The sequence below is a fragment of the Sphingomonas sp. Leaf357 genome (genome assembly GCF_001423845.1).
In the GTDB taxonomy this organism is placed as follows: domain Bacteria; phylum Pseudomonadota; class Alphaproteobacteria; order Sphingomonadales; family Sphingomonadaceae; genus Sphingomonas.
The window spans coordinates 2,118,311-2,143,779 of the sequence record NZ_LMPM01000001.1; the positions used below are offsets into that span (position 1 = coordinate 2,118,311).

The following is a 25,469-nucleotide window of genomic DNA, read 5'->3' on the forward strand; positions in this document are numbered from 1 at the left end:
GGTTGCCCCGGCACCGACGAGGGTCTGAGAGTTGGCACCGGGACGATGTGGCGCATGGCAGGCGCGATGCCGCGCATCAAGGATCGCGTGACACGTCATCGACCACGTCCCGTTGGAGAATGTGGATAAGTTCGCTTGGCCCCGCTCGAATCCCCGACCGCCGCCAAACCGCGTGGCAAGGCCTATTGGCGGATCAACCTGTTCGTTAGCGCCCCTGCGATGACGACCATGCTGAATGACCTTCGCCGCAACGCTGAACAGATCGAGCGCGTTTTGACCGGTATCAACGACGACGAGAGCATCCGCGCTCTGCGTGAATATGCCTCGGAGCTGGATGCCGAGATCGAGCGGATGCGCTTTGCCGATGATTGACGCGGTCTGACATCAGCACGCATTCAGTTCCACAGTGCGCCGCTCGCTATTCTGGCCTTCGTCACATTCCGGCCGAGTCGTTGAACGAATACGGCGCTAGCGGATCCTGATCTGTGCCCCGCGCGAACACGGCCACGTCCCCTGGCGCGATGTCCTGCACAGCACGCCTATCCCAATGCCGATGGATGAAGTCGGGCCGGCCGAACACGCGAACGGCGCTATGATACTCGTCACCGCGAAAGCCGATAAGATGCAGTGCCGGGCGTTGAGCCATCGTTGCCCCTATCCGTGCCTCTGCCACCGCCGCCTATTCCAGGCGCGCGAGCTAATGTCGTCGCCAAACCGCCAGAAACGGGTTCCCCGTTCGTTCGGACCTGCTCGCACCACGGTCCAGCATTCGCACTGCGGCAGCTCGACGATGCGGTGGATGTGCTCGGCCGGGATCTGATGGATGGTGCCGGGAAGGCGGTGGACCAGTTCGCTATGCCAGCCATCGGGCGTCATATGGAACACCTCTTCGACATAGCCACCGGCAAGGATCTCCGTTTCGAAGCTCCACGGGTGGTCGTGCGGATCCGCATGAGGCTCGCCCATCCGGAACCGGTGTAGCGCTCGGCCATCGTCGAGATGGTATTTAGTGAAGGCGCGCGACATCCGCTCGACGCGAGTGATCGTCGTGTTTGGTGGGGCATAACCGACGGCAACGCGAGGTATTCTAATGTTAGTCATCGACACTGACCCATGTGATACCGTCGCCAATAGTTATCCCATCGTGTCGCCGCGCCAGCCGCGATGATCGCACACGACAGGCTCCGGCCATCCGGCAGCGTACAGCGCGCCACCACGCGGGCGTAGCTCTCACCAACAGGCTGGCAGACTAAGGTGCGACCGAGCGTCAGCCGCTCGACGATGCGTTGGCTGCGCGCGGCGGCGGCGTCGTCGCATCGATACGCAGCACGATGCTGGCGACACGGTTCGGCATCCTCGAAGTCCGGTGCCTGGATGCCGGCGACCCGAACCCTGATGCCGTTCTTGCACCACAAAGGCCCATCACCGTCATGAACGCGTATGACGGTGCACGAGAAAGTAGCCGTCGGTGCAGCGGCCAGAAGCAGGATCGGAAAGATCAGAGCGACATCCACTCGCTCTCGGCGTCATCGATCGCGGCGAACGCGTCACCATCGGCCTGCTGACTGCGCAGGTGCTTTCTTACCGCCTCTGGATCGCCGTTCTTCGGAAACGTGCGATCGGCGCGCGCCGCGTCGGCAATGCCATCGACCCAATCGCCACGATCTCGCTGGGTCGTGATCCACTTCCCGAATGGCATCTTTGGTTCTTGTTCGTCGTCGTGCTGGTCGATCATGATCTAGTCCCTCGAATCTATGCGCCGTCCATCGCACCCAAAATCTGTTCCTGCAATGTTCTTGCGAATCGGATCGCTATGGGCCTAGCTATGGCCCGCGCCGCCGAAGCGGTGATGCGACACTGCTGGAGGATGACAATGCAGCACGACCTGCAACTGCGTGCGGCTGCGCGCGCGATTTACGACGCCTGCTATCCGACCGAGGAATGGGCGCCGGTTAGCTTCGACGAGGCAGAGCGATTCGGCACGGTGCATTACCGGCAGGCGGTCGGCGCGGCGCAAGAGGCGCGGTGCGTGCTTGCCTCACAGCATCAGCAGCTCCAGTTCGCTTCGATCCTGTAGAGTGGATCCCCGACGCGCATACTTGGCACTGGTTCGCCCAGCGGATGACCTGAAGCTGCACGACGTGCCGTTCGATCTAGTGCCACATGAGGTGCCGTTCTTCCTGTGCAACACGCCCGCCGGCTTCCCGTCCCCGGCGCAGGACGACATGCAGGAGCCGATTGACCTCGGTGCCTGGCTCGTCGAGCATCCGGCCGCCAGCTACATCATGCGGGTCGATGGGCAGTCTATGGCCGGCGTCGGAATCAACGACGGCGACCTGATCGTCGTGAATCGCGCCAAGAAGCCGCGATCGGGCGCGGTGGTCGTTGCGCTGGTCCACGGTGATCGCACCCTGAAACGTCTGCGCTTCCTGAATGGTCGCCACTGGCTCGTGCCCGAGGCTGACGGGTTCGAGCAGATCCTCGTCGATGAGCATGTCGAGATATGGGGTGTGGTCGTTGGCGTCGCCCGCAAGCTCCCATGACCACGCCGATCGCGCTGATCGACTGCAACAATTACTACGTCTCATGCGAGCGCGCGTTCGACGCCAAGCTTGTCGGCGTGCCGGTAATCGTCCTGTCCAATAACGACGGCTGCGCCATCGCACGGTCGGCGGAGGCGAAGGCGCTTGGCATCAAGATGGGCGATCCGATCCACCACCTGCGCGACAAGGTGCGTGATCACGGCATCCGCGTCCTGTCGTCGAACTACACGCTCTACGGCGACATGCAGCGCCGGGTGATCGCCGCGTGCGATGCGTTTGCCCGCGATACCGAGATATACTCGATCGACGAGACGTTCCTCGATCTGGCCGGGTTCGAGGATCGCGATCTAGTCGCTCATGCCCACGCCATGCGGGCGGAGGTTCGGCTATGGACCACGATCCCGACCTGTGTCGGCATCGCTGGCACGAAGACGCTGGCAAAGCTGGCGAACGCCGCCGCGAAGCAGGAACCCCGCTTCGATGGCGTGGCGGATCTTCGGGAGGAAGGAATTCGGCATGATGTCATGCGCGCCTTCCCGGTCAGTGATGTGTGGGGCGTCGGCCGCGCGACCGCTGCCAAGCTGATCGCCTTGGGGATCGATACGGCGAGCGGGCTTCGGGACATGCCCATGAAGCAGGCGCGCGCGGTTGGCACGGTGGTGCTGGAGCGGCTGGTGGCCGAACTGCGCGGCGTGCCGTCTAACGCCGTCGAGAGCGTCGAGCCGCAGCGCAAGGGCATGGCGGTGACCAGATCGTTCGGCACGCCCGTGACGACCTTTGACAGCATGATGGGCGCGCTCAGCCAATATGCGATGCGGGCCGGCGAGAAGCTGCGGAGCCATGGCCTGGTCGCCGCCCGGCTGACCGCGTTTTTCCACACCAACAAGCACAAGCCCGAGCGGCCGCAATATGCCGGGTCACGGATGGTCGTGCTGCATCCGATGACCAGCGACAGCCTGGAACTGATCGCGGCGGCCAGGCGGGCAGCGGAGCGCGCCTGGCGCGATGGCTATGCCTACACCAAGGCAGGAATCCTGCTCGATGAGTTGATTGCCTCTGATATGCGGCCGCGCACGCTGTTCGAAGACGACACCGGCAAGCGCGATCGTTTGATGACCGCGCTGGACGAGATAAACGGGCGCTTCGGCACGTGGACGGCGGTGACGGCCTCGCAGGGGTTCCGCCGCGAATGGAAGCTGCGGTCTGAGATGCGCTCGCCTGCCTGGACGACCAGTCTCGCTGAGGTGCCGGTCGTGAGTGCGATAGATTAGGCAGACGCCCCTATCCTCAACCACTTTCGCCTCGCCGAACGGACGATGAACGATTCTCAGATAAAAACGGCGGCCACAACCGACGCCATATCTTCTGGGGCAAGCCCATCAAGAGCGACCTCGCGTTCCGGGGTGACGGAGTAACCGATCATTGCACCATCTCGTCCGACAGCAACGGAAAGTACCCTGTAGCCGTTGGACTCTCTGACCAGCGCCAGCCCGCCGGGCTGGGGGAAGCGGTCGGGATCAACGATGACGGTCGCGTTTCCCGGCAATCCTCCACCTAGAGTCGCTCGGCCCACGCGCACTCCAAATGAGCGCGAACCGGCCTCGGCCAGCCCCTCAATTTCGAGACCCGTTGGCGTCATCGCAATCAATCCATCAGGCAGCGGGGATCCGAAAACCGGCAAGAGCTTAGACGTCCGCGTTAAGGTTCGTTTGGCTAGGGGCGATGCAGGCAGCGCCGGGGAGGGAAGATCAAGTTCTCTTCGCAGTCCGGCGATTCGGTCGCGTGTTCGCTGGTGCCTGCTGTGAGCGTTCGGCAAATCTCGAAGAAACCGATCAAGCTCCCCACTTATGTGCTGTTCTCGAACATAGGAACGGAGACTAGTCTCGCTGTCCACACCAAAGAGCCGACAAAGATTTTCCAGTATCTGATGATTCCAACGATCCAAACCTTTAAAGGCGTTCTCAAGACGAGATAAGATTACCGGCGGAATGCCATAATCACGCGCCATCGTAGCGGCCGTGAGCTTGTCGTTAGCCGCCCGTCGAGCTCGAATTGCAGCCGCGAGTAACAGCGCGAACTCTGCCTCTTCGGTAAGATCTAATAAGGCACCTTCAGCGAATGGTACAAACCATTCCTCAAGCTTAAAATCGGTTGCTTCGACATCAAGGAGCAGATCTACAGGTGCCGAATCCAGTGCGCCGGCGATCAACCGCAGCTCTTCGGCTCTGGCAAATACCTCTCCGCGCTCGATCTTAGACAGGCGTATATAGGGGATACTTGGCAGCTTCTCACTGAACGCGTATAGCTTCGGAAACCCTTGATGAATCCGTAGCTCTCGGATCCGGTTCGGGAAAACGACATTCCGATACAAATCGACTTCGAGACCTGATTGCGCACTGTCACTAATGCTTGCGTTGGTTAGGGCCGGACCTCGACGGCGTCCGCGCTGACGGAGTGACGAGACATCAGGCGAAGCGGGCAACTCATGTTCCATCGTTAATCCAATAGATTATGGGATACGAAATAACCCATACGAGCTTAATGTCCAGTTCGTCGCATCCGCCAGAAGTCGGTGCGGCGGATACGCACTGCAATGCGATGGCTATTTTCTCGTGATCGACTGGTATGCAACACGTTGTATCGCGCCATCCTGCTGGTGAAGCTCAATAAAGCCGCCTGTGATGTCGATAAGAGCCTTCGTGAAAACGGCCTTTAATGCGGTGTTGATAAGCCGCGCTTCCACCGGGCCAAAGTCGGTCTCCGCTAGACATTCCAAAGCGATCTCTATCTTTCTACGAAGCGGTCCTAACGGTCGGCTTTCATAGCTGGCAACCGCCTCCCTCATTTCGTTTTCCGCTGCTTTTAGCGCTTGGAGATGGCTGTTTGGTTTAACGTGGAGATCGCCCGAACGGGCACGACGCGCCCGGTCCAACACATTCTGCGCGGCGCGCAACCTGTGGTTCGACCCCCACTCTTCATCCAGACGACCGTAATCCCGCAGGATACGAGGTAAGCCCAGGCGGAGCGCTCGATCGATCGGCAAGTAGAGTATTTCGCTATAATGAGTTTCGGTGCCGGCGAGCGCCGCTGAACATACCATGCTCGAACCATGCTCGGCCCTCAATACGATCTTCATAAAACGGCCGCAAATCTCGCAGACGGCTAAGTGCTGAAGCAGGTATCCAACGGCACTTCGCCCACTGGTGTAAGCAGCAAGTCTAATGGCTTGAACGCGGTCGAACTGCTCTGCTGATACAATAGCAGGGTAGTAGTCTGGAACCGGCTTAAGCGGCCGACGACGGGTGCATCCATCTTCATAATGATGATAATGGGGAACATACGTCCCAATCACCGCGCTAAAGCAGATGATGTTACCGACAGAATTGCGGTTCCACAGACTCTTTGTCCGCCAGGTTCGCATACCTCTCTGATTAAGAGTAATGGCAACCTGGCTCAACGTGCTACCTTCATCAGCTAGCTGAAAGATTAGTTGTACGATTGCGACGCGCTCGGGGATCTGCCTGAAGCGTCTACGGTCTTTATCGAGCTTCAGCCAACTCGGGCAACGTGCCGTTAGGGGCTGTGTCAACACGGTTGCCCGTTTTGCCACCCAATTAGCCTTTGCCCGTGACGACTTGATCTCGCTCTCTTCGTTGGCCCGAATGAAGTTGATCAGCGCAAAGATCAGCCCCATTGGGTCACGCTTCAATTCCTCGATTGAATAGGTTCGGCGATCAGAGAGCGTCACGATGGAAACCCCAGCCAGCACGATCTGGGTCAGTAGGTTTTGTGCGTTGAGAGCGCTCTCCCGGCTTAGCCGATCAAGGTTTTCCACCAGAAGAACACTGCCAGCAGGTACCAAGCCAGATGAGATCGCAGCAAGAAAATCTCCGAGCCGGCCAGAGGCGGCATTCTGGCCTCTAAAGCTGGAAATTCCGAAGTCCTGGTAGGTCAGTTGGTCATCCAGATTTAGGCCGAACTCAAGGGCATAAGCCGCTGCCAGGGCGGTCTGCCGCCTAATGCTATCGCCGTATTGCTGGTCAGGACTGCTGAAGCGCAAATATGAATATGCCAGAGCACCACTTGCGGGTTGATCCTGCCTCATTGCATATTCTCGCCCTGCCATGAGCGTTTCTACGTATCATGCTTTGATCTTCAGGACGCTAGGATCATGTGACTAACGCGATCTTTCGGTGGCGTGAGCCGGAATCTAGGGGACGGGGTTGCAAGATAGGACGCACTGCCGCCCGTTCGCCTTCGTAATCACCTGGGACTGACCGGCCATGTTTATTGTCGCCAGTGCAAACGGAGACCTGTGGATAAACCCAAGCTCTACCGCCTATGCTGAAACCTTCACATCCTGAGGACTGAGTATGCCATCAACGCGGACACCTGAAGAAGCCGCCTATATCGAGAAGATTATCGAGCGCACGTTATGGGCGGTCGTTCGCGCCGGAGCGGTTGATGATGATGCCCCCGGCGGCACGATCGACTTCCCGCTGGCGCTGGAGGGACTGTGCGGCGTGATCGGCATGCTGGCGGTGCAGAGCGGGAACGTGACAACACCGCGCGATATGCGGTTGCTCAGCGAGGATTTGGGCAAAGCGATCCTGTTGGCGATGAAAGCGTTTGACGCGAAAGAAAAGACGGGCGACGGCTTCAACTGGAAGCTCGAACCGATCGGCAAGCCGAACTAGCAACAGCAAAAAGCCGCCAGCCTTTCGGCCAGCGGCTTCGCTCCCCCCGGAGAGGATCGATTATGCGTAGGTGACGGTCGTCTTGACCTTGCGGCTGCGCGCGGCCGCGCCGATCATGCCGAAGCCGAGGATCATCAGACCCCAGGTCGCTGGCTCAGGAACTGCCGCTGCGGTGTAACGCAGGTTGTCCAAGCCGAAATTATCGTCCGTCCCCGCACCTCCGTTCACCGTGAAAATCACGCTGTTGAAAGCTGTGGTCGAGGTAAAACCCAGAAAGGACGGTTCCGCGACCGGACCAAATGTCTGACCACCGATTGTCACGCTGGTGCGCAGCGGAGATCCGTTGTTCAACGAAGCGAAGTTTGCACCGAAGCTGGTGATCGGCGCGGCAAAATTGAACGTGAACGTATTGCCCGGGTTGAGATCGATATTCAGGAACCTAGTGCCGTTGACATCAAACGTGCCGCCAAGCGCGATCGAAGCGCTGCCGGTGGTCGTTCCGGTAAACTGACCGAAATTGAAAGGCCCTGGGCTGACGGCCGTCCCGACCGCGAAGCTATCGAACGTCTGCAAAGCGGTGGTTCCGGCGGCGGCGTTGAACGCGGCCTCAGATGTGTATTGCGTGACCTGTGCCGAAGCGTGGCTTGCAACCATTGCGCCGACGCTTGCGACGGCTAGCAGTAAAAGCTTGTTCATCACGTGATCTCCCCGCTCGCACACCAAGTGCTAGCTTACGGGACATCTCAGCAATATCTATGCCAGCGCTGAGTTTTCGCTGTGTACAATGGTAAATGCGCGCGAGGAGCGAGGTTAATGTAAGAACTTCTTACGCTATATTAAGCACATGAGACACGATCCCGAACATATGTCGCAGCTGGCTTAAGCAGCGCTCTGCTGTTGGCGTGTCGGAAACACCGGCCCGCGCACTGTCATAGCGCTTTTGGCATATGGCTGCTGCAACGCCATCACGTCTTCCAGGCTGCCGGTTAGCCACCGACCGTGATCCTCGGGCTTGAGGATTGTGATCATCGCCTTCGGGTGAATCGGTGCAACCAGCGCGTTTGGATCGCACGTAACCATCGCGAACCCGGCCCCTTCCTTCGTCTGCTGCCAGAAGCCGGCGACAGCGAAGATCGGCTGGTCCGTGACCTGAAACCACATCTCGCCCTTCAGCTTAGGCTTACCGTCGCCCAGGTCGTGCTTGTCGGGCGTCCATTCGCAGAACTCGGTGAGCGGGATAAGGCAGCGCTGTTCAGGCTTCGCAGCCAGCGCCTTCCACTGCGGCAGCGCCAGGTTGCGCACGTTTGTCATCGGCCACGGCGCGGCACCGCCCAGAACGTCCCACGCCATTACGTCCAGACCGCGCGCGCCGTCCTGTTGACGGATGACATAGGCCCGGCCTTTTGGGCGCAGCTCGACCGGATCGAAGCGATTGTCACGGGGCTTCTCGGCAAGCCAGTTCGCACCGAAGCGTTCGATGATCGTCTCTGGCTCACCCAGCATCCGCGCTCTGTTGCACATTTGTCGCTTGCCTCTCTGGCATCCCAGCTTCGTACTTGGCGAAGGTCTCCGGAAAAAGATGCGCGATTGGGTTCAGACCGTTTGCGATCTCATGGGTAAGGCAGCCACTGGGTTTAAGGCACGTCCAATTCCGGCTGCGTTCGTCAACGACCGCGACATGACGTGGTTCGCTTGTGGTAACGGCGAAGAGATAACTCGACAATAATGTAGTCAAATCAACCCCTTAGGATTAAGAGACTGGCTCCCTGAGTAGGATTCGAACCTACGGCCGCTCGATTAACAGTCGAGAGCTCTACCGCTGAGCTATCAGGGAATGAAGCCGAGGGCGGCTCTATAAACGGCTGAAACGAGGATGCAAGGCTGTTTCGACGCGATCTTTTCACGAGGCGTTTCAAGCGGCGAACTGCTCCATCGTTATGCGGTCGTCGAGGGCATGTTCGGGATCGAACAGAAGGGTCAGTTCACGGGCACGATCGATCGATATGTCGACGCGTGCGACATCGCGCACTTCGCGCTGATCGGCGACGGCACTGACCGGGCGCTTGGCCGGTTCGAGCACACGCAGCGTTATCCGCGCCTTGTCGGGCAGGATGGCGCCGCGCCAGCGTCGGGGGCGGAAGGGACTGATCGGGGTGAGCGCGAGCATCGCCGAGCCGAGCGGCAGGATCGGGCCCTGTGCGGAGAAATTATAGGCGGTCGATCCGGCGGGGGTCGCGACCAGGATGCCGTCGCAGGCGAGTTCGGGCAAAACGATGCGATCGTTCAGCGTCACCTCCAGCTTGGCCGTCTGGCGGGTTTCGCGCAGCAGGGAGACTTCGTTGATCGCCGGCAGGGTGACGATTTCGCCGTCCATCGTCTCGGCCGTCATCGCCAGCGGGACGACCTTGAACGGCTTCGTGCGGGCCAGCCGGTCGTCGAGGCCGTGGCGGCGCCATTCGTTCATCAGGAACCCCACGGTGCCGAGATTCATGCCATAGACCGGTACCGGCGGCTTGCGGCGTTCCAGCATTGCATGGAGCGTCTGAAGCATGAAACCGTCGCCACCCAACGCGACGATCAGATCGGCCTGCTCGACCGGCACCCAATCGTGCGCGTCGGCCAGCTCCTGCGCGGCCGCCTGGGCCGGCGGGGTGGGCGAGGCGACGAGCGCACGGCGTTGTTCGCTCATCCGCCGGTCACGCTCATATGGCGGGCGACGGCGGGGGCGGCGGCTTCGATGTCGAAATCGTGGCGCTCGGGCTTGGTGTGCATCGCGTCGTCGAGCGCCGCATCGAGTCCGGCCACGCCGTGTTCGCGCAGGACGGTCTTAAGATCGACCTGATCGTCATGACCGAGGCAGGTGTAGAGCAGGCCCTCGGTCGTCAGCCGCACGCGATTGCAGGTGCTGCAGAAATTGGCGGTCAGCGGCGAGATTAGGCCGAGCCGAGTATCCGTACCGTTGATCCGCCAATAGCGTGCCGGCCCGCCGCTGTTGTGCGTGTCGCGGACCAGCGGAAATTCGCTTTTTAGGTCGTCCATCACGGCGGTGAGCGGCAGGAAGCGATCGGTACGATCCTCGTCGATCGCGCCGAGCGGCATCGTTTCGATCAGCGTCAGGTCCAGTCCCTCGTCGCGGCACCAAGCCAGCATCGGCGCGATCTCGCGATCATTCTGGCCCTTCAGGGCGACCATGTTGATCTTGACGCGCAGGCCGGCGTCGCGAGCGGCGAAGATGCCCTGGATCACGCGCGCGACGTCGCCGTGGCGGGTGATGTGACGGAACAGGTCGGGATCGCGGGTGTCGAGGCTCACATTGATGCGACGCATGCCGGCATCCACCAGACCCTGCGCATGTTCGACGAGATGGTTGCCGTTGGTCGTCATCGTCAGTTCGTTCAGGCCGGCGCCGATGTGCCGGCCCAGGCGCTGAACGAGCTGATCGACATCGCGACGTACGAGCGGCTCCCCACCTGTGAGACGGATCTTCGTGATCCCGCGAGCGATGAAGCGTTCGGCGATGATCGCCATCTCGTCGAGGCTGAGCACCTGCGCGCGAGGCAGGAACGTCATGTGTTCCGCCATGCAATACCGGCAGCGCAGATCGCAGCGATCGGTCACCGAAATGCGCAGGTAGCTGATGGTGCGACCATAAGTGTCGATCAGGTTGGGCGCGCAGGTCATGAGCGAGAGCTAAGCCTTTGGTGGGGGTGGGACAAGAGTTGGATGACGAACGGGGGGCGGAAGACGCAGAGGGCCGCGGGACGGCTTGTTCTTCCTTTGTAAACGTCGGAGAGTGAAAGAAGGGGCCGAGGCTTTTTTGGGGCGGAAGGGACAGGGTTGACCGACACACATCCGACCCCACTCTATATCCTGTCGTTCCGCCAGCGCGACGAACTCGCCGCGCTCGCCGCGAATGCCGGTTGGCAGGTGGTTGCCGCACGCCGCGCGGAAGGCGCGGAGCGGCGTTTTCTGCACAGCGGATCGGCGGTCGCGGTGATCGATGCGCGCGGCGCGTTGCACGAAGGGCTGGCGGCGGCCGAGGCGCTGAACGGCGCGATCGGATCCAATGGCGGCGCGATGCTGGCGCTGGTGTCGCGCGGCGACATCGAGGCGATCGCGCGCTTCCACGATGCCGGCGCGACGCACTTCCTGGCCAGCCCGTTCAGCGAGACGGAATTCGTCCAGGCGCTGCGTTTCGCCGCGCGCCATGCCGAACGCATGGCGGGCGAATGGCGGGCTAGCGCGCCGGCCGATCCGCTCGGCTGGCGCTTCGATCTGCGCGGCGGCACGATGCAGTTGACCCCGGGCTTCGCGCGATTGCTGGAGGTGGCGGAGGATGCGCCGCCGCGCGTGATGCTCCGCACGCTCGACCGGTCCGAGCGGCGGGCCGCGTTTCTCGCGCTCCGGCGGCTGGCGGACGAACGCGCGGCGACCGCCTTCGCGCACGACATCGGCGGGATCGGGCGCGTCGTGCAGCATCTGCAGCACGATCGGAAGGCGCAGCGCATCGACGCGCTGGTCGAGCCGTTGGGCAGCGCGCCGGATTCGAGCGCGGCGATGCGCGAGGCGCTGGCCGGCGCGCGCGATGCCGGGGGCGCACGGCGCTGGGTCGAGCGGCGTCTGGCGGCGGGCGGGCCGCTGGCGGTGGTGCTGGTGGCGCTGAACCGGTTCGAGGTGGTCAACACCGCCTATGGTCGCGCGGCGGGCGATGCCCTGCTGCGCGGCGCGCACCGGCGGATCGAGGAGGCGGTGCGCGAGACGCTGGAGAAAGGCGCGCTGATCGCGCGGATGGGCGGGTCCGAATTCCTGATCGCCACCGATGCAGCGCGGGCGCGGATCGACCTTGCGGTGGAGCGGATCGCCGGCGCGCTGGCCAAGCCGTTCGTGGTGGGGGATTCGATCGCCGTCCTCGGATGCCGGATCGGCATGGCGGAACGCGGCGACGCGGAAAATGCTGCGACTTTGCTGCGCCGCGCGAGCGAAGCCCTGGCCGATGCCAAGGCCTCCGACAGCGCGACGCTGCGCGTGGCCGATGCAGGCGAGGAGGATGCACCGGTCGATCGGCTGGCCGGCGAACTCGGGCCGGCGATCGATCATGGCGAGATCGATATCGTGTTCCAGCCGCAGGTGTCGATGGCCGATGGCGTGATCGTCGGGGTCGAGGCGCTGGCGCGCTGGGAACATGCGGTGCTGGGCACGATCGGCGCCGACCTGCTGTTCGCCGCCGCGGCGCGGGCCGATCTGGAAATCGCGTTGTCCGACCATATCCAGCGGATCGTACTGGACCGGGCGGCGGCATGGCCGGCGGTGCTCTCCAGGCTGCGCTTGTCGCTCAACCTGACGGCGGGGGATATCGCCCGGCCCGGCTTTGCCGACCTGTTCCTCGACCGGATCGACCAGAGCGGCTTCCCGCGCGGGCGGCTGACGCTCGAGATCACCGAGAGCGGGCTGATCGAGGATCTGAGCGTCGCCTCCGCGCTGCTGACGGTATTCCGCCAGGCGGGATGCCGCATCGCGATCGACGATTTCGGGACGGGCTATTCGAGCCTCGCCTATCTCAAATCATTGCCGCTCGACTATCTCAAGATCGACAAGAAGCTGGCGCAGGACATCACCGGGACGGCGCGCGACCGCGTGGTGGTGCGCGGCGTGATCGACATGGCGCGTTCGCTCGGCCTGTCGGTGATCGCGGAAGGGGTGGAGACCGAGGAGCAGCTGGAACTGCTGGCGAAGGAAGGGTGCCAATATTATCAGGGCTTCCTGTGTTCGGAGGCGGTGTCCAGCGTCGCGCTGGCGGCGATGATGGAGACGCGGGCATGATGGGAATCGCTATCTCGATGGCGGCGGCTGCGGCGACGCCGGCCACCACCGCGCAGGTGCAGGTTCTGGCGGCGATGCAGGACAGCGCGGCGGGTTGGAATTCGGGCGACCTCGACCGATTCATGCGCGTGTATTCGGACGCGCCGGATACCAGTTTCGTGGCCAAGGATGGGGTGATCACGGGCAAGCCGGCGATCGCGAAGCGCTATGCCCCGCGCTTCACGCCGGAAGGCGCGGCGAAGCGGGGTGTTCTATCGTTCGAGACGTTGCGCTTCACGCTGATCGATGCGCGGCATGCGCTGCTGGTGGCGCGCTATCGGCTGAAAATCGCGGGTGCAGCGGACCAGACGGGGCCGACGACGTTGCTGTTCGTGAAGGAGCGCGGCGGGTGGCGAATCTCGGCCGACCATAGTTCTTAAGTTTCGGTCACTCACCCACCGTTCGCCCTGAGCTTGTCGAAGGGCCGTCTTCTCCCCGCGAAGCAAGAAGAACGGTGCTTCGACAGGCTCAGCACGAACGGGGGAGTGGGCTTCACCAAATTCGCACGCGATCCGCCGGGGCCAGATACTGCTTGTCGCCCGGCTTCACGTCGAACGCCTTGTACCAGGCATCGGCGTTGCGCAGCGGGTTGATCGCCCGGATCTGGCCGGGGGAGTGCGGATCGCTGACCAGCTGCTGGCGCAGCGCCTCGTTGCGGAACAAAGTGCGCCAGACCTGGCCCCAGCCGAGGAAGAAGCGCTGGTCGCCGGTATAGCCGTCGATCACCGGCGCCTTCTTGCCACCGAGCGAATTGTGATACGCGTCGAGCGAGATCAGCACGCCGCCAAGGTCGCCGATATTCTCGCCCATCGAGGCGCGGCCGTTGATGTGGACGCCGGGCAGGCCATCGAAGCTGTACGCTTCATATTGCGCGCCCAGCTTCACGGCCTGAACCTCGAATTTGGCGGCATCCTCCGCCGTCCACCAGTCGCGCAGCACGCCCTTGCCGTCGGACTTGCGGCCCTGATCGTCGAAGCCGTGGCTGATCTCGTGCCCGATCACGCCGCCGATGCCGCCGTAATTGACCGCGTCGTCCGCCTTCGGATCGAAGAAGGGCGGTTGCAGGATCGCCGCGGGAAAGACGATCTCGTTCTTCACCGAGTTGTAATACGCGTTCACCGTCTGCGGGGTCATGCCCCATTCGGCCTTGTCGACCGGCTTGCCCAGGCGGACCCGGCGATATTCATATTCGAACCGGCCGGAGCGCTCGGCATTGCCGACCACATCACCGGGCCGGATCTCCAGCGCGGTGTAATCGCGCCACGTGTCGGGGTAGCCGATCTTGACGTTGAAGTTGGCGAGCTTGGCCAGCGCTTCCTGCTTGGTCGCGGCCCCCATCCACGGCAGGTTCTTGATCCGCCCGCCCAACGCGACGCGCAGATTGCCGACAAGGGCGTCCATCTTCGCCTTGGAGGCTGGCGGGAAGTACAGGGCTACGTAATCGCGCCCGATCGCCTCGCCCAGCGCGCGCTCCGAAAAGGCGACCCCGCGCTTCCAGCGTTCGCGCTGCTGCGGCTGGCCGTTAAGAAATTTCGAGCGGAAGTCGAAATTCGCATCGACGAAGCGCTTCGACAGCATCGGCGCGATGTCGTCGGCAGTGCGGAATGCTTCCCACGCCTTCAGCGTATCGAGATCGGTGGTGGCGAAGATCTCGGCGATCTTGGGAATGGCGGTGTTCTGCGCCACGATCACCTTTTCCGCATTGCTGAGGCCGGTCGCGGTCCAGAACGTCGCCCAGGGGAAGCCGGGAGCCTGGGCCTGCAATTCGGCGAGCGTCATGAGGTTGTAGGTCTTGTCCCGGTCACGGCTCTGCGCGCGGGTCCAATGGGCCTGCGCGATCTTCGTTTCCATCGCGATGATCTTCGCGGCGGCCGCCTGGGGGTCGGCCCAACCGGACATGCCGAGCAATTGCGCGACATATTGTTGGTAGCGCTCGACCTGCGGCTTGAACTTAGCGTCGAGATAAAGATCGCGGTCGCCCAGGCCGAGGCCCGACTGGCGCAGATACAATGCATAGACGTCCGGGTTCTTGGCGTCATCGCTGACGCCGGAGCCGAAGAAGCTGGCACCGAAGCCGCCCATCGACTGGCCCATCAGTCTGGCGATGTCGTCCCTCGAGGCGGCGGCCTTGACCGCGGCGAGGCGCTGAGTGAGCGGCGTGGCATCGGCTTTCTCGATCGCGGCTTCGTCCATGAAACCGCGATAGAGCATGGCGATCTTCGTACGGTCGGGCTGGCTCGTGTCGCCGGGCCGATAGCCCTCGATCAGCTTGCGCAGCCGCGCTTCCGACACATCGCGCAGCACCGCGAAGGCACCGTAGGACGAGCGATCGGCAGGGATCTTGGTGTTCTTCGCCCAGGTGCCGTTGACATATTCGAACCAGTCGTCGCCGGGCTTGACGCTCTTGTCCATGCCGGCGAGGTCGAAACCCCAGGGGCCGTAGCTGGCGGCGGCATCGGCGCCCGCACGAGCACCCGAATCTTGCGGCACGATCGACTGGATCGTGCAGCCGTCATCGAGGCAGGCGTGCTGGTCCTGCGCCAGAGCGGGCATCGCCGCGCCGAGCGCGATGATGGATGCGGCGAATGCTAACGTCTTGATCACAGGCGACTCTCCGGGGGAAGATGTACGCAGCCCGGAATCGGGCGCTGCGCCGATGTTGCATGAACACGCGGTCGTCCGCAATCAGGCCGCGGCCTTGGCCAGCCCCTTCGACAGTTGCAGCGCGCCGTTGAGCCGCGATTTGGGGTCGCCCCAGATGCGGTTGACGACCAACTTGCTGTCGGGACGCAGCTTCGCCACGCCGTTCAGCTTATCGACCCAGGCGAGCAGCCCCGGAATGTTGGGTGGCGTATCGTCGTGGAAGGTGACGAGCGCGCCTTTAGGACCGATGTCGATCTTCGCGACGCACGCTTTCTTCGCGTTCAGCTTGATCTCGATGACGCGGACGAGGTTCTCGGTCGCGTCGGGCAGCGGGCCGAAGCGGTCGATCATCTCGGCGGCGAACGCCTCCAGGCCGTCCTGGTCGTCCACGTCGTTGAGGCGACGGTACAGACCCATGCGCAGATCGAGATCGGGAACATAGTCTTCCGGGATGAGGATCGGCGCGTCGACGGTGATCTGCGGGCTGAAATCCTTCGGACGCAGCTTCTGGCCGCCGGCCTTGGCGTCCATGATCGCCTCCTCCAGCATCGACTGGTAGAGTTCGTAGCCGACTTCCTTGATATGACCGGACTGCTCGTCGCCGAGCAGGTTGCCGGCACCGCGAATGTCGAGATCGTGGCTGGCGAGCTGGAACCCCGCGCCGAGGCTGTCGAGATCGGAGAGCACCTTCAGCCGCTTTTCCGCCGTCTCGGTGACGATGCGGTTGGGCGGGGTGGTCATATAGGCGTAGGCGCGCGTCTTGGCGCGGCCGACGCGGCCACGCAGCTGATAGAGTTGCGCCAGCCCGAAGCGGTCGGCGCGGTGAATGATCATCGTGTTGGCGCTGGGAATGTCGAGGCCGGATTCGACGATGGTGGTGGAGACCAGCACCTCGAACTTCTTGTCGTAGAAGGCGGACATGCGCTCCTCGACCTCGGTGGCGGACATCTGGCCGTGCGCGACGACGGCGCGGACCTCCGGCACGTGATCGCGCATGAACTGCTCGATCTCGGGAATGTCGGCGACGCGCGGGGTGACGAAGAAGCTCTGCCCGCCACGATAATGTTCGCGCAGCAACGCCTCGCGCAGGACGACAGGATCCCACGGCATGATGTAGGTGCGGACCGCAAGGCGATCGACCGGCGGGGTCTGGATGACCGAAAGTTCGCGCAGACCCGACATCGCCATTTGCAGCGTGCGCGGAATCGGCGTTGCGGTGAGCGTGAGAACATGGACGTCGGTCTTGAGCGCCTTCAGCCGTTCCTTATGAGTCACGCCGAAGCGCTGTTCCTCATCGACCACCACGAGGCCGAGGCGCTTGAACTCGATGCCCTTGGCGAGGATCGCGTGCGTGCCGATGACGACGTCGATCGTGCCTGCGGCCAGGCCTTCCTTGGTCGCCTTGGTTTCCGTTGTGCCCACCAAACGCGAAAGGCGGCCGACATTGATCGGGAAGCCTTCGAAACGCGCGGCAAAATTGTTGAAATGTTGGCGCGCGAGCAGCGTGGTCGGGCAGACGACGGCGACCTGCATGCCGGCCATCGCCGCGGCGAACGCGGCGCGCAGCGCGACCTCGGTCTTGCCGAAGCCGACGTCCCCGACGACGAGCCGGTCCATCGGCGTACCCTTCGACAGGTCTCCGAGAACGTCGTTGATCGCGCGATCCTGATCGTCGGTTTCCTGATAGGGAAAGCGATCGACGAACTGGGTGTAGCCGTGGTCGATCTCGATCACGTCGGCGGGGCGAAGCGCGCGTTCGGCGGCGGTGGCGATGAGCTCGCCCGCGATTTCGCGGATGCGCTCCTTCATCTTCGACTTGCGACGCTGCCACGCCTCGCCGCCGAGCTTGTCGAGCGACGCGCCCTCGCTGTCGGAGCCATAGCGCGACAGGACTTCGAGATTCTCGACCGGGACGAACAATTTGTCGCCGCCGGCATAGCTTAGCGCGACGCAATCGTGCGGGCTCTGGCCGACGGGGATCGAGGTCAGCCCTTCGTACCGACCGATGCCGTGATCGACATGGACGACGAGGTCGCCCGGCGTGAGCATCGCCAGTTCGGCAAGAAAGGCGTCGGCGGATTTCTTGCGCTTCTTGCGGCGGACGAGCCGGTCGCCGAGCATGTCCTGCTCGGTGAGCAGCGCGACGTCGGGCGCGGTGAAGCCATGATCGAGCTGCAGTACGAGGAGGGCGACACTGCTGGCGGCGATGCCTTGGGCTTCCTGCCACGTATCGACCTTGTTCGCGCTCTTGAGGCCGTGATCGGCCAGAAGCGACGAAAGCCGCTCGCGCGCGCCGACCGAATAGCTGGCGAGGATGACCTTCCGGCCGCCTTTCCGCAGCGCCGCGATATGCTCGACCACCGCCTCGTAGACGTTGACGCCGGATGAGCGCTCGGCACCGAAATCGCGCGGGCCGTCGACGTTGAAGTCGAGGACGGTCGCCGATTCCGGTTCGTGGAACTGGGCGGTCTGGTGCGCCGGGCAGGCATTGGCGCGCTCGGCGAATTCCTTGGCGGTGAGGTACAGAGCGTCGGCGGGGAGCGGGCGGTAGCTGCCCGGATCGCTGCGTTGCGCGGCGACCCGGTTGCCGTGATAATCGGTGATCGCCTCGAAGCGCTGCTCGGCCGCCGCAATCACCCCGTCCTCGCGCAACACGACCGCGCCGTCGCCCAGATGATCGAACAGCGTCGCCATCTTCTCTTCGAACAGCGGCAGCCAATGTTCCATGCCGGCGAGACGCCGGCCTTCGCTGATCGCCTGATACAGCGGATCGCCCGTCGCGGTCGCGCCGAAGCGTTCGCGGTAGCGGCTGCGGAAGCGCTTGATGCTGTCCTCATCGAGCAGCGTTTCGGACGCCGGGAGCAAGGTGAAGCCCTCGACCCGGCCGGTCGTGCGCTGGTCCTGTGGATCGAAGGTGCGGACGGATTCGATCTCGTCGCCGAAAAAATCGAGCCGCAACGCCTGGTCGCGCCCACTCGGGAACAGATCGACCAGCCCGCCGCGCACGGCGAACTCGCCGGAATCGGTGACCGTCTCGACGCGGACATAGCCGTTCGCTTGCAGCATCGACGCCAGCCGGTCGCGATCGATCCGCGTCTTCGGGGCGAGCGTGGTGACGAGCTGGCGGATGCGGAACGGCGTCAGCGTACGCTGCGCGGCGGCGTTGGCGGTGGTGACGAGGAGCTGCGGGCCCTTGGTCGGCTGCTGCAGGCGGTGGAGCGTCGCCATGCGTTCGGCCATGACGCCCAAGGTCGGGCTGGCACGATCGTAGGGCAGGCAATCCCAGGCCGGGAAGGTGAGCACCTCGAGTTCGGGCGCGAAGACCTGCGCGGTCGCCGCGATCGCCCGCATCGCGGCCTCGTCCGGCGCGATGAACACCGCGCGGGTCGGCGCGGCGCGGGCGAGATCGGCGAGCAGCCATGGCTCGAACCCCGTCGGCACGCCGGACAGGGTGAGGGGGGATTTGGCGGCGAGGATTTTTTTGAGGTCGGGCATCAGGTTTCCGTATTCGTCACCCCGGACTTGTTCCGGGGTCCACCGTGCAACAACGAACGCGGTGCGAGAGGATGAGTGGACCGCGGAACACGTCCGGGGTGACGGCCCGCGCTACTCGGGCACCTTCACGTAATTCAGCAGCTTCAGCGCCGCCATGATCGATCCCTCGTACCGCGCGGGGCAAGCCTCGATCCCGATCGCCCAGGCCATGATATCCACATCCTGTTCCTCCAGCAGATCCTCGAACACCTGCATCTCGGCTTCGTCCCACGAACGGCCGTGCGCATCGAAGAAGCCACCGATCAGCAGGTCCGCTTCCTTCACGCCGCGATGATGAGCGCGGAAGTGCAGGCGTTTCAGGCGTATCTCGCGGTCCATTCTCTTCCCAACGGCAATTGCCCGGCGGGCGCTGGCGGCGCACGTCGGGGGACTGTAGAGATGTCAGATAGTCATGCGACCCGATATCCTCAATCCATTGTTCGCCGAAGTCACGGCACTTAAGGGCATCGGTCCCGGTCTCGCCAAGCCGCTGGAGCGGCTCGGGCTGGAACGGATCGTCGATGTCGCGTTCCATCTGCCGACCGGGTGGATCGATCGGGTGCCGCGGCTGACGCTCGACATGGCCGATGCCGGGCGCACGATCGCAATCACGCTGACCGCGCAAAGCTATCGTTCCGGCAACGGGCGCGGGCCGACGCGGGTGCAGGCGACGGATGCGGCGGGCAATCATGTCAGCCTCGTCTATTTCGGCGGGCATCCCGGCTGGGCGAAGAAGTTGGCGCCCTTGGGGGAGGCGCGGCGCGTCTCGGGGCGGCTGGAGATGTACGGGCAGGAATTGCAGATCGTGCATCCCGATTACTGCCTGCCGCTGGAAGAAGCGCCGGATGCCGGGGAGCGCGAGGCGATCTACCCGCTGTCGGAGGGGATCACGTCGCGGCGCATGGGGCAGCTGACCGCGCAGGCGATCGAGCGTGCGCCGGAACTGCCGGAGTGGATCGAGCCGGGCCTGCTGGCGAAACGCGACTGGCCGGCGTGGCGCGAGGCGCTGGCGCGGGTTCATGCCGATCCCTCCGATGGCAAGGCCAAGGAGCGGCTGGCCTATGACGAGGTGTTCGCCAACCAGCTGGCGCTGAGCCTGGTGCGGCAATCGTCGCGGGCGCGGCGGGGGCGGGCGCTGCAGGGCGACGGGCGGCTGCGCGATGCGCTGAAACTGCCGTACGAATTGACCGGCGCGCAGGCGCGGACGGTGCGCGAGATCGAGGGCGATCTCGCGCAGCAGCAGCCGATGCTCCGCTTGCTGCAGGGCGATGTCGGGTCGGGCAAGACCTTGGTCGCGGCGATGGCGTTGCTGATCGCGGTCGAGGCAGGCGCACAGGGCGCGTTGCTGGCACCGACCGAAATCCTCGCGCGGCAGCATTACGAGACGTTGCGGCGGCAACTGGCGGGGCTGGGCGTCGAGGTCGCGATCCTCACCGGTCGCGACAAGGGCAAGGTGCGAGAGGCGACGTTGATGGGCCTGGCGGCGGGGACGATCGATATCCTGATCGGCACGCATGCGATCTTCCAGGAGGCGGTGTCGTACAAAGACCTCGGGCTGGTCGTGGTGGACGAGCAGCACCGTTTCGGCGTGGCGCAGCGGATGATGCTGCAGGCGAAGGCGAAGGCGGTGCCGCACCTGCTGGCGATGACCGCGACGCCGATCCCGCGCACGCTCACGCTGGCCAATTACGGCGAGATGGACGTCAGCCAGCTGGACGAGATGCCGCCGGGTCGTCAGCCGATCGAGACCCGGGTGATTTCCGAGGACCGTCTGGCCGATGTGGTCGATGCGCTGGCACGGCATCTGTCGGATGGTGGGCAAGCCTATTGGGTGTGCCCGCTGGTGGAGGAAAGCGCCAAGAGCGATCTCGCGGCGGCCGAGGCGCGGGCGGAGACACTCCGGGCGCGGTTCGGCGATCGCGTGGGACTGGTCCATGGACGGATGAAGGGGCCGGAAAAGGATGCGGTAATGGCCGACTTTTCCGGGGCCCGCACCGGCGTGCTGGTGGCGACGACGGTGATCGAGGTCGGCGTTGACGTGCCGAATGCGACGTTGATCGTGATCGAGGCGGCGGACCGCTTCGGCCTCGCGCAGTTGCACCAGTTGCGTGGGCGCGTCGGGCGGGGCGGGGGGAAGTCGAACTGCCTGCTGATTCGCGGCAACGCGCTGGGGGAGACGTCTCGCGCGCGGCTGGCCCTGATGCGCGAGACGAACGACGGGTTCCGCATCGCCGAGGAGGATCTGCGACTGCGCGGCGCGGGCGAATTGCTCGGGACGAAGCAATCGGGCGAGGCGGCGTTTCGCATCGCGACGCCCGAGATGCTGAGCGACCTGCTGCCGATCGCCACCGACGATGCGCGCCTGCTGATCGATCGCGACGGTGGCCTGAGCGGCGAACGGGGGCAGGCGGCGCGGACGGCCTTGTATCTGTTCGAGCGCGATGCCGGGGTGGCGTTGCTGCGCTCTGGCTGATTCGACCCTCTCCGTTCCGGGGAGGATTAAGGACTAGCGACCCTTCACCAGCACAGAGAGCAATTCGTAATATTCCGCCACGCCGATCGCGCTGTCCAGTTCGCAGCCGATCCGGCCGAGATGCGACCAGCGCACTTCCGCGACGACCACGCCCACCACCGGCAGGGTGACGCGCAGGCGGGCGCCGACCGGCAGATCGTGATCGTAGCGCGCCATCAGTCCCTGCGCGGAGATGTTGACCACGAGCAGCGACAGAGCGCGCGCATCCGGACCGAAGGCGCGGGCGCGATAATGGACTTCGTCGCGTGGTGCGACGCGGCTGTCGGCGTAGGCGGCATTGCCCATGGCCATGGTCTTTGATCCCCCAAATGATCGTGGGACCAACGCTATGGTCCGGGGCGTAAAGCAGATCGAAATGAACCTGCTTAACGATTTCGACCACGCAGAAAATTGCGTAAAATGAGGCAGATCGACCCGTTCTGGGTGCGATAGCGGATCAGCCGGTGACGAGCAGGCCGTGATTCTTCTTGCCCGCCGCGATCGCCACGGGATCCGTGCCGACCGCGATTGTCATCGCCTCGTCGGTGACCTTCTCGCCCGCTACGCGCGCGCCACCGCCCTGGATCAGCCGGCGCGCCTCGCCCTTGGACTTGGCGAAACCGAGGCCGACCAGCGCATCGACCACGCCGATGCTGCCCGAGACCACGAAGCTGGGCAGCGAACCGCCGACCGAGCCTTCCTCGAACGTGCGCCGCGCGGTCTCGGCGGCCTCGTCCGCCGCGTCTTGGCCGCGGCACATCGCGGTGGCGGCATTGGCGAGGATTTTCTTGGCCTCGTTGATGCCCGCGCCCTCGAGCGCCTCCAACTGCGCGATCTCGTCGAGCGGCAGATCGGTGAACAGGCGCAGGAAGCGGCCGACGTCGCGATCATCGGTGTTGCGCCAGAATTGCCAGTAATCGAAATGCGGCAACTGGTCTTCGTGCAGCCATACCGCGCCCGACATCGTCTTGCCCATCTTGCCGCCGTCCGCGGTGGTAATCAGCGGCGTGGTGATGCCGTAGACTTCGGTGCCGTCCATGCGCCGCGACAATTCGATGCCGTTGACGATGTTGCCCCATTGATCGCTGCCGCCCATCTGCAGGCGGCATCCCGCACGGCGCGACAATTCCAGGAAATCATAGGCCTGGAGGATCATGTAGTTGAATTCTAGGAAGCTGAGCGATTGCTCGCGATCGAGCCGCAGCTTCACGCTGTCGAAGCTGAGCATACGATTGACGCTGAAATGCTGCCCGACATCGCGCAGGAACGGGATATATTCGAGCGCGTCGAGCCATTCGGCATTGTCGAGCAGCACCGCGTCGGTCGGGCCGTCGCCGAAGGTGAGGAACCGTTCGAAGATACGCTTGATCGAGGTGACATTGGCCTGAATGCCATCGTGCGCGAGGAGTTTGCGCGCTTCGTCCTTGAAGCTAGGATCGCCGATCTTGCCGGTGCCGCCGCCCATCAGGACGATTGGCTTGTGCCCTGTCTGCTGCAGGCGGCGCAGAAGCATGATCTGCACCAGGCTGCCGACGTGGAGCGAGGGGGCGGTGGGATCGAAGCCGATATAGCCGGGCACGACCTGAGTGTTGGCAAGCTTGTCGAGCGCCGCCGCGTCGGTGGTCTGGTGGATATAGCCGCGCTCGGCGAGGGTGCGCAGGAGGGGGGAGGTGTGCTCGGTCATGATGCGGTGGCGCTTAGCGGGTTTTTGCCGCGATCGAAACTATAGTGTCGGCAATTGCGCGACCGGGTTTACCGGCGTCCGTCCCTTGCGCATCTCGAAATGCACTTCGGGGCGATCCGCGAAGCCCGAATCCCCCGACAGCGCGATCGTCTGGCCGCGCTTCACCGCCTGGCCGCGCTGGACGAGCAGGCGGCTGGCATGGCCGTAGACGGTGGTCCAGCCGTCGCCGTGCTTGACGATCACCAGCCCGCCGAGCGCCGCGATCTCGTCGCCGGCATAGGCGACCACGCCATCGGCGGCGGCCTTAATCGGCGTGCCGATCGCGGTGGCGATCTTGATACCGTTGTTCTTTTCGCCGCTGGCACCGGGGCCGAACTTGCCGACGACGCGCCCCTGTACCGGCCAGATGAAGGCACCGCGCAGCCGCTCCGGCTCCTTGAACGGCGTGGTCGGTGCGAGCACGCGGGCGGGCGATTTGGTCGGTGCGGCGGGGCGCTCGGTCGCGGCGATGGCCGGGCTGCTGCCAGTGACGAGATCGTCGACGTCGAGCCTAAAGGCGGCGGCGCGCTCCTCGATGCTGCTGCGGCCAGGCGCATTGCCCGGAATGACGATGCGCGACCCGACGCGCAGCACGAACGGCGGGGCAAGTTCGTTGGCGGTGACGATGCGCGACCAATCGATGCCGTAGGCGCGGGAGATGGCGATGCCGGTCTGACCCTGGCGGACAAGGTGATAGCGGCCGCCCGGGATCGTCAGCCGCTGGCCGGCGCGGATCGCATAAGGGGGCGGCAGCGCGTTGGCGCGGGCGATCGCCTCCGATCCCGCGCCGCTGCGGTCCGCGATGGCGCGCAGCGTGTCGCCGGGGCGGACGGTATAGCTGCCGCTTGGGATCGTCTGCGCATCGGGGGTGACGGGGCGGGATTGCCAGGCTGGCGGAGGGCTGGGCAATTGCCGTACGCTTTTGCCGGCATCGAAGGGATCGGCGCGGCGCGGTTCATAACGATCGACCTGAGGATCGCTCTCGGCGCGGGGCCCAGGGCCCGGCGGCGCATGGCGATCGTATGAGGCCGGGCGCTCACTGCTGGGGATGCAGCCCCCGAGCGCGACACCGAGTGTGGCGGTGGCGATCAGTGCCGCGATCCGTCCGCCCATGGTTTCGCTCCCGCTATCGATACGCCGCGTTCAGCATATCGACCGATTCGTAATGTGTCAGGTCGAGATGCAACGGGGTGACCGCGACATAGCCGTCGGCGACCGCCTCGAGATCGGTGGCGTGTGCCGGGGTCTGGATCACCGGCCCCAACGAGAACCAGTGATATTCGTAGCCGCGCGGATCGCGGCGGGTGTCGACCTGCAGGCGCCCGTAATCGCGCAGGCCCTGATGCGCGACGCGGATGCCCTTCACCTGCGACGCCGGCACGGCGGGGAAGTTGATGTTGACGAGCGTACGCGGGGCGAGCGGTGCGTCGATCAGCGGTGCCAGCATGCGCCGGCCCCAGGCAGTGGCGGCCTCGAACGGGACGGTGTCGCCCATGCCTTCGCGGGCATAGGCCTGGCTCAGCGCGATCGAGCGAACGCCGGCCAGCGCGCCCTCCATCGCGGCGGAGACGGTGCCCGAATAGGTCACGTCCTCGGCGAGATTGGCACCGCGATTGACGCCCGACAGGATCAGGTCGGGCGGCGAATCCCGCATGATGCGGGCCAGTGCCATCATCACCGCATCGGTCGGCGTGCCGGCGACGGCATAGCGCTTGTCGGCGTGGCGGCGGATGCGGATCGGGCGGCTGAGGGTGAGCGAATGGCCCGCGCCGGATTGCTCCTCGGCCGGCGCGACGACCCAGATATCGTCGGAGAAGTGCGCGGCGATCTCCTCCAGTACCTTGAGGCCGGGGGCATGATAGCCGTCGTCATTGGTGATCAGGATGCGCATGAATTTCGGGATCCGCGATCAATCTAGAAGCCGCCCGTCCTGAGCTTGTCGGAGGACTGCTTTCTTT

The 25,469-nt window shown here is 64.1% G+C and carries 24 protein-coding genes and 1 tRNA gene; 8 read left to right on the forward strand and 17 right to left on the reverse strand.

Going from position 1 to position 25,469, the window contains the following annotated elements; genetic code table 11:
• Nucleotides 1-135: 135 nt before the first annotated feature.
• Nucleotides 136-372 carry a hypothetical protein gene (locus tag ASG11_RS09945; protein ID WP_055778452.1) on the forward strand — a complete coding sequence of 79 codons (237 nt, stop codon included), beginning with the start codon at nucleotides 136-138 and terminating at the stop codon, nucleotides 370-372.
• 282 nt (nucleotides 373-654) lie between these two features.
• Here ASG11_RS09945 and ASG11_RS09950 read toward each other — a convergent pair whose 3' ends face one another.
• The 3 genes from ASG11_RS09950 to ASG11_RS09955 all read right to left on the reverse strand — a co-directional run bounded on the left by ASG11_RS09950 (nucleotide 655) and on the right by ASG11_RS09955 (nucleotide 1,735).
• Nucleotides 655-1,026, reverse strand: coding sequence for a hypothetical protein (locus ASG11_RS09950; RefSeq protein ID WP_055778454.1), 372 nt, complete (start codon nucleotides 1,024-1,026; stop codon nucleotides 655-657).
• 71 nt (nucleotides 1,027-1,097) lie between these two features.
• Nucleotides 1,098-1,514, reverse strand: coding sequence for a thermonuclease family protein (locus tag ASG11_RS18400; protein WP_236697449.1), 417 nt, complete (start codon nucleotides 1,512-1,514; stop codon nucleotides 1,098-1,100).
• The gene (locus tag ASG11_RS09955) at nucleotides 1,499-1,735 is read right to left on the reverse strand and encodes a hypothetical protein (RefSeq protein ID WP_201781306.1); all 237 of its coding nucleotides are present in this window, start codon (nucleotides 1,733-1,735) and stop codon (nucleotides 1,499-1,501) included. The genes ASG11_RS18400 and ASG11_RS09955 overlap by 16 nt, the downstream gene beginning before the upstream one ends.
• 90 nt (nucleotides 1,736-1,825) lie before the next feature.
• On the opposite strand from ASG11_RS09955, the gene ASG11_RS09960 reads away from it, so the two are divergent.
• Genes ASG11_RS09960 through ASG11_RS09970 form a run of 3 tightly spaced genes read left to right on the forward strand, consistent with a single transcriptional unit; the run spans nucleotide 1,826 to nucleotide 3,814 of the window.
• Nucleotides 1,826-2,077 carry a hypothetical protein gene (locus ASG11_RS09960; protein ID WP_443024453.1) on the forward strand — a complete coding sequence of 84 codons (252 nt, stop codon included), beginning with the start codon at nucleotides 1,826-1,828 and terminating at the stop codon, nucleotides 2,075-2,077.
• 22 nt (nucleotides 2,078-2,099) lie between these two features.
• Nucleotides 2,100-2,543 carry a LexA family protein gene (locus ASG11_RS09965; protein WP_055778457.1) on the forward strand — a complete coding sequence of 148 codons (444 nt, stop codon included), beginning with the start codon at nucleotides 2,100-2,102 and terminating at the stop codon, nucleotides 2,541-2,543.
• Nucleotides 2,540-3,814 (forward strand): Y-family DNA polymerase, encoded by a 1,275-nt coding sequence (locus tag ASG11_RS09970; RefSeq protein WP_055778460.1) that lies wholly within the window; start codon nucleotides 2,540-2,542, stop codon nucleotides 3,812-3,814. Before ASG11_RS09965 ends, ASG11_RS09970 begins: the two co-directional genes overlap by 4 nt.
• Nucleotides 3,815-3,870: 56 nt before the next feature.
• Here the strand turns inward: ASG11_RS09970 and ASG11_RS18405 are convergent, their stop codons facing one another.
• Both ASG11_RS18405 and ASG11_RS09980 read right to left on the reverse strand, forming a co-directional pair.
• Nucleotides 3,871-5,037 carry a helix-turn-helix domain-containing protein gene (locus ASG11_RS18405; RefSeq protein ID WP_236697450.1) on the reverse strand — a complete coding sequence of 389 codons (1,167 nt, stop codon included), beginning with the start codon at nucleotides 5,035-5,037 and terminating at the stop codon, nucleotides 3,871-3,873.
• A gap of 108 nt (nucleotides 5,038-5,145) precedes the next feature.
• A complete protein-coding gene (locus tag ASG11_RS09980; RefSeq protein WP_156363723.1) occupies nucleotides 5,146-6,648 on the reverse strand; it encodes a recombinase family protein in 1,503 nt (500 codons plus the stop codon).
• 268 nt (nucleotides 6,649-6,916) lie between these two features.
• On the opposite strand from ASG11_RS09980, the gene ASG11_RS09985 reads away from it, so the two are divergent.
• Nucleotides 6,917-7,240: a hypothetical protein gene (locus ASG11_RS09985; protein ID WP_055778468.1), complete on the forward strand. Its 324-nt coding sequence runs from the start codon at nucleotides 6,917-6,919 to the stop codon at nucleotides 7,238-7,240.
• A gap of 60 nt (nucleotides 7,241-7,300) precedes the next feature.
• Here the strand turns inward: ASG11_RS09985 and ASG11_RS09990 are convergent, their stop codons facing one another.
• From ASG11_RS09990 to moaA, 5 genes are all read right to left on the reverse strand, one after another.
• Nucleotides 7,301-7,936 carry a PEPxxWA-CTERM sorting domain-containing protein gene (locus ASG11_RS09990; protein ID WP_055778471.1) on the reverse strand — a complete coding sequence of 212 codons (636 nt, stop codon included), beginning with the start codon at nucleotides 7,934-7,936 and terminating at the stop codon, nucleotides 7,301-7,303.
• A gap of 183 nt (nucleotides 7,937-8,119) precedes the next feature.
• Nucleotides 8,120-8,761 (reverse strand): SOS response-associated peptidase family protein, encoded by a 642-nt coding sequence (locus ASG11_RS09995; RefSeq protein WP_055778474.1) that lies wholly within the window; start codon nucleotides 8,759-8,761, stop codon nucleotides 8,120-8,122.
• Nucleotides 8,762-8,999: 238 nt separating this feature from the next.
• Nucleotides 9,000-9,074, reverse strand: a tRNA-Asn gene (locus ASG11_RS10000).
• A 78-nt stretch (nucleotides 9,075-9,152) separates the two neighbouring features.
• Nucleotides 9,153-9,929, reverse strand: coding sequence for an NAD kinase (locus ASG11_RS10005; protein WP_055778477.1), 777 nt, complete (start codon nucleotides 9,927-9,929; stop codon nucleotides 9,153-9,155).
• Nucleotides 9,926-10,921 (reverse strand): GTP 3',8-cyclase MoaA, encoded by a 996-nt coding sequence (gene moaA, locus ASG11_RS10010; protein ID WP_055778480.1) that lies wholly within the window; start codon nucleotides 10,919-10,921, stop codon nucleotides 9,926-9,928. The genes ASG11_RS10005 and moaA overlap by 4 nt, the downstream gene beginning before the upstream one ends.
• 156 nt (nucleotides 10,922-11,077) lie before the next feature.
• On the opposite strand from moaA, the gene ASG11_RS10015 reads away from it, so the two are divergent.
• Nucleotides 11,078-13,060 (forward strand): putative bifunctional diguanylate cyclase/phosphodiesterase, encoded by a 1,983-nt coding sequence (locus ASG11_RS10015; protein WP_055778483.1) that lies wholly within the window; start codon nucleotides 11,078-11,080, stop codon nucleotides 13,058-13,060.
• Nucleotides 13,057-13,479 (forward strand): YybH family protein, encoded by a 423-nt coding sequence (locus tag ASG11_RS10020; protein WP_055778486.1) that lies wholly within the window; start codon nucleotides 13,057-13,059, stop codon nucleotides 13,477-13,479. Before ASG11_RS10015 ends, ASG11_RS10020 begins: the two co-directional genes overlap by 4 nt.
• Before the next feature lie 112 nt (nucleotides 13,480-13,591).
• Here ASG11_RS10020 and ASG11_RS10025 read toward each other — a convergent pair whose 3' ends face one another.
• The 3 genes from ASG11_RS10025 to ASG11_RS10035 all read right to left on the reverse strand — a co-directional run bounded on the left by ASG11_RS10025 (nucleotide 13,592) and on the right by ASG11_RS10035 (nucleotide 19,615).
• Nucleotides 13,592-15,652, reverse strand: a complete 2,061-nt coding sequence (locus tag ASG11_RS10025; protein WP_055780669.1) for a M13 family metallopeptidase — start codon at nucleotides 15,650-15,652, stop codon at nucleotides 13,592-13,594.
• 132 nt (nucleotides 15,653-15,784) lie between these two features.
• Nucleotides 15,785-19,237, reverse strand: a complete 3,453-nt coding sequence (mfd, locus tag ASG11_RS10030) for a transcription-repair coupling factor (protein ID WP_055778488.1) — start codon at nucleotides 19,235-19,237, stop codon at nucleotides 15,785-15,787.
• 111 nt (nucleotides 19,238-19,348) lie between these two features.
• A complete protein-coding gene (locus tag ASG11_RS10035) occupies nucleotides 19,349-19,615 on the reverse strand; it encodes an FAD assembly factor SdhE (protein ID WP_055778491.1) in 267 nt (88 codons plus the stop codon).
• A gap of 73 nt (nucleotides 19,616-19,688) precedes the next feature.
• Between ASG11_RS10035 and recG the strand changes: the two genes are divergently transcribed.
• Nucleotides 19,689-21,749: an ATP-dependent DNA helicase RecG gene (recG, locus tag ASG11_RS10040; RefSeq protein ID WP_055778494.1), complete on the forward strand. Its 2,061-nt coding sequence runs from the start codon at nucleotides 19,689-19,691 to the stop codon at nucleotides 21,747-21,749.
• Between the two features lie 33 nt (nucleotides 21,750-21,782).
• On the opposite strand, the gene ASG11_RS10045 is transcribed toward recG, so the two are convergent.
• From ASG11_RS10045 to surE, 4 genes are all read right to left on the reverse strand, one after another.
• Nucleotides 21,783-22,100 carry a PilZ domain-containing protein gene (locus ASG11_RS10045; RefSeq protein WP_055778497.1) on the reverse strand — a complete coding sequence of 106 codons (318 nt, stop codon included), beginning with the start codon at nucleotides 22,098-22,100 and terminating at the stop codon, nucleotides 21,783-21,785.
• A gap of 145 nt (nucleotides 22,101-22,245) precedes the next feature.
• Nucleotides 22,246-23,472 carry a tyrosine--tRNA ligase gene (tyrS, locus tag ASG11_RS10050; RefSeq protein ID WP_055778498.1) on the reverse strand — a complete coding sequence of 409 codons (1,227 nt, stop codon included), beginning with the start codon at nucleotides 23,470-23,472 and terminating at the stop codon, nucleotides 22,246-22,248.
• Between the two features lie 39 nt (nucleotides 23,473-23,511).
• Nucleotides 23,512-24,624 (reverse strand): M23 family metallopeptidase, encoded by a 1,113-nt coding sequence (locus tag ASG11_RS10055; protein WP_055778501.1) that lies wholly within the window; start codon nucleotides 24,622-24,624, stop codon nucleotides 23,512-23,514.
• 13 nt (nucleotides 24,625-24,637) lie between these two features.
• The gene (surE, locus tag ASG11_RS10060; protein ID WP_055778504.1) at nucleotides 24,638-25,402 is read right to left on the reverse strand and encodes a 5'/3'-nucleotidase SurE; all 765 of its coding nucleotides are present in this window, start codon (nucleotides 25,400-25,402) and stop codon (nucleotides 24,638-24,640) included.
• Between the last annotated feature and the right edge of the window lie 67 nt (nucleotides 25,403-25,469).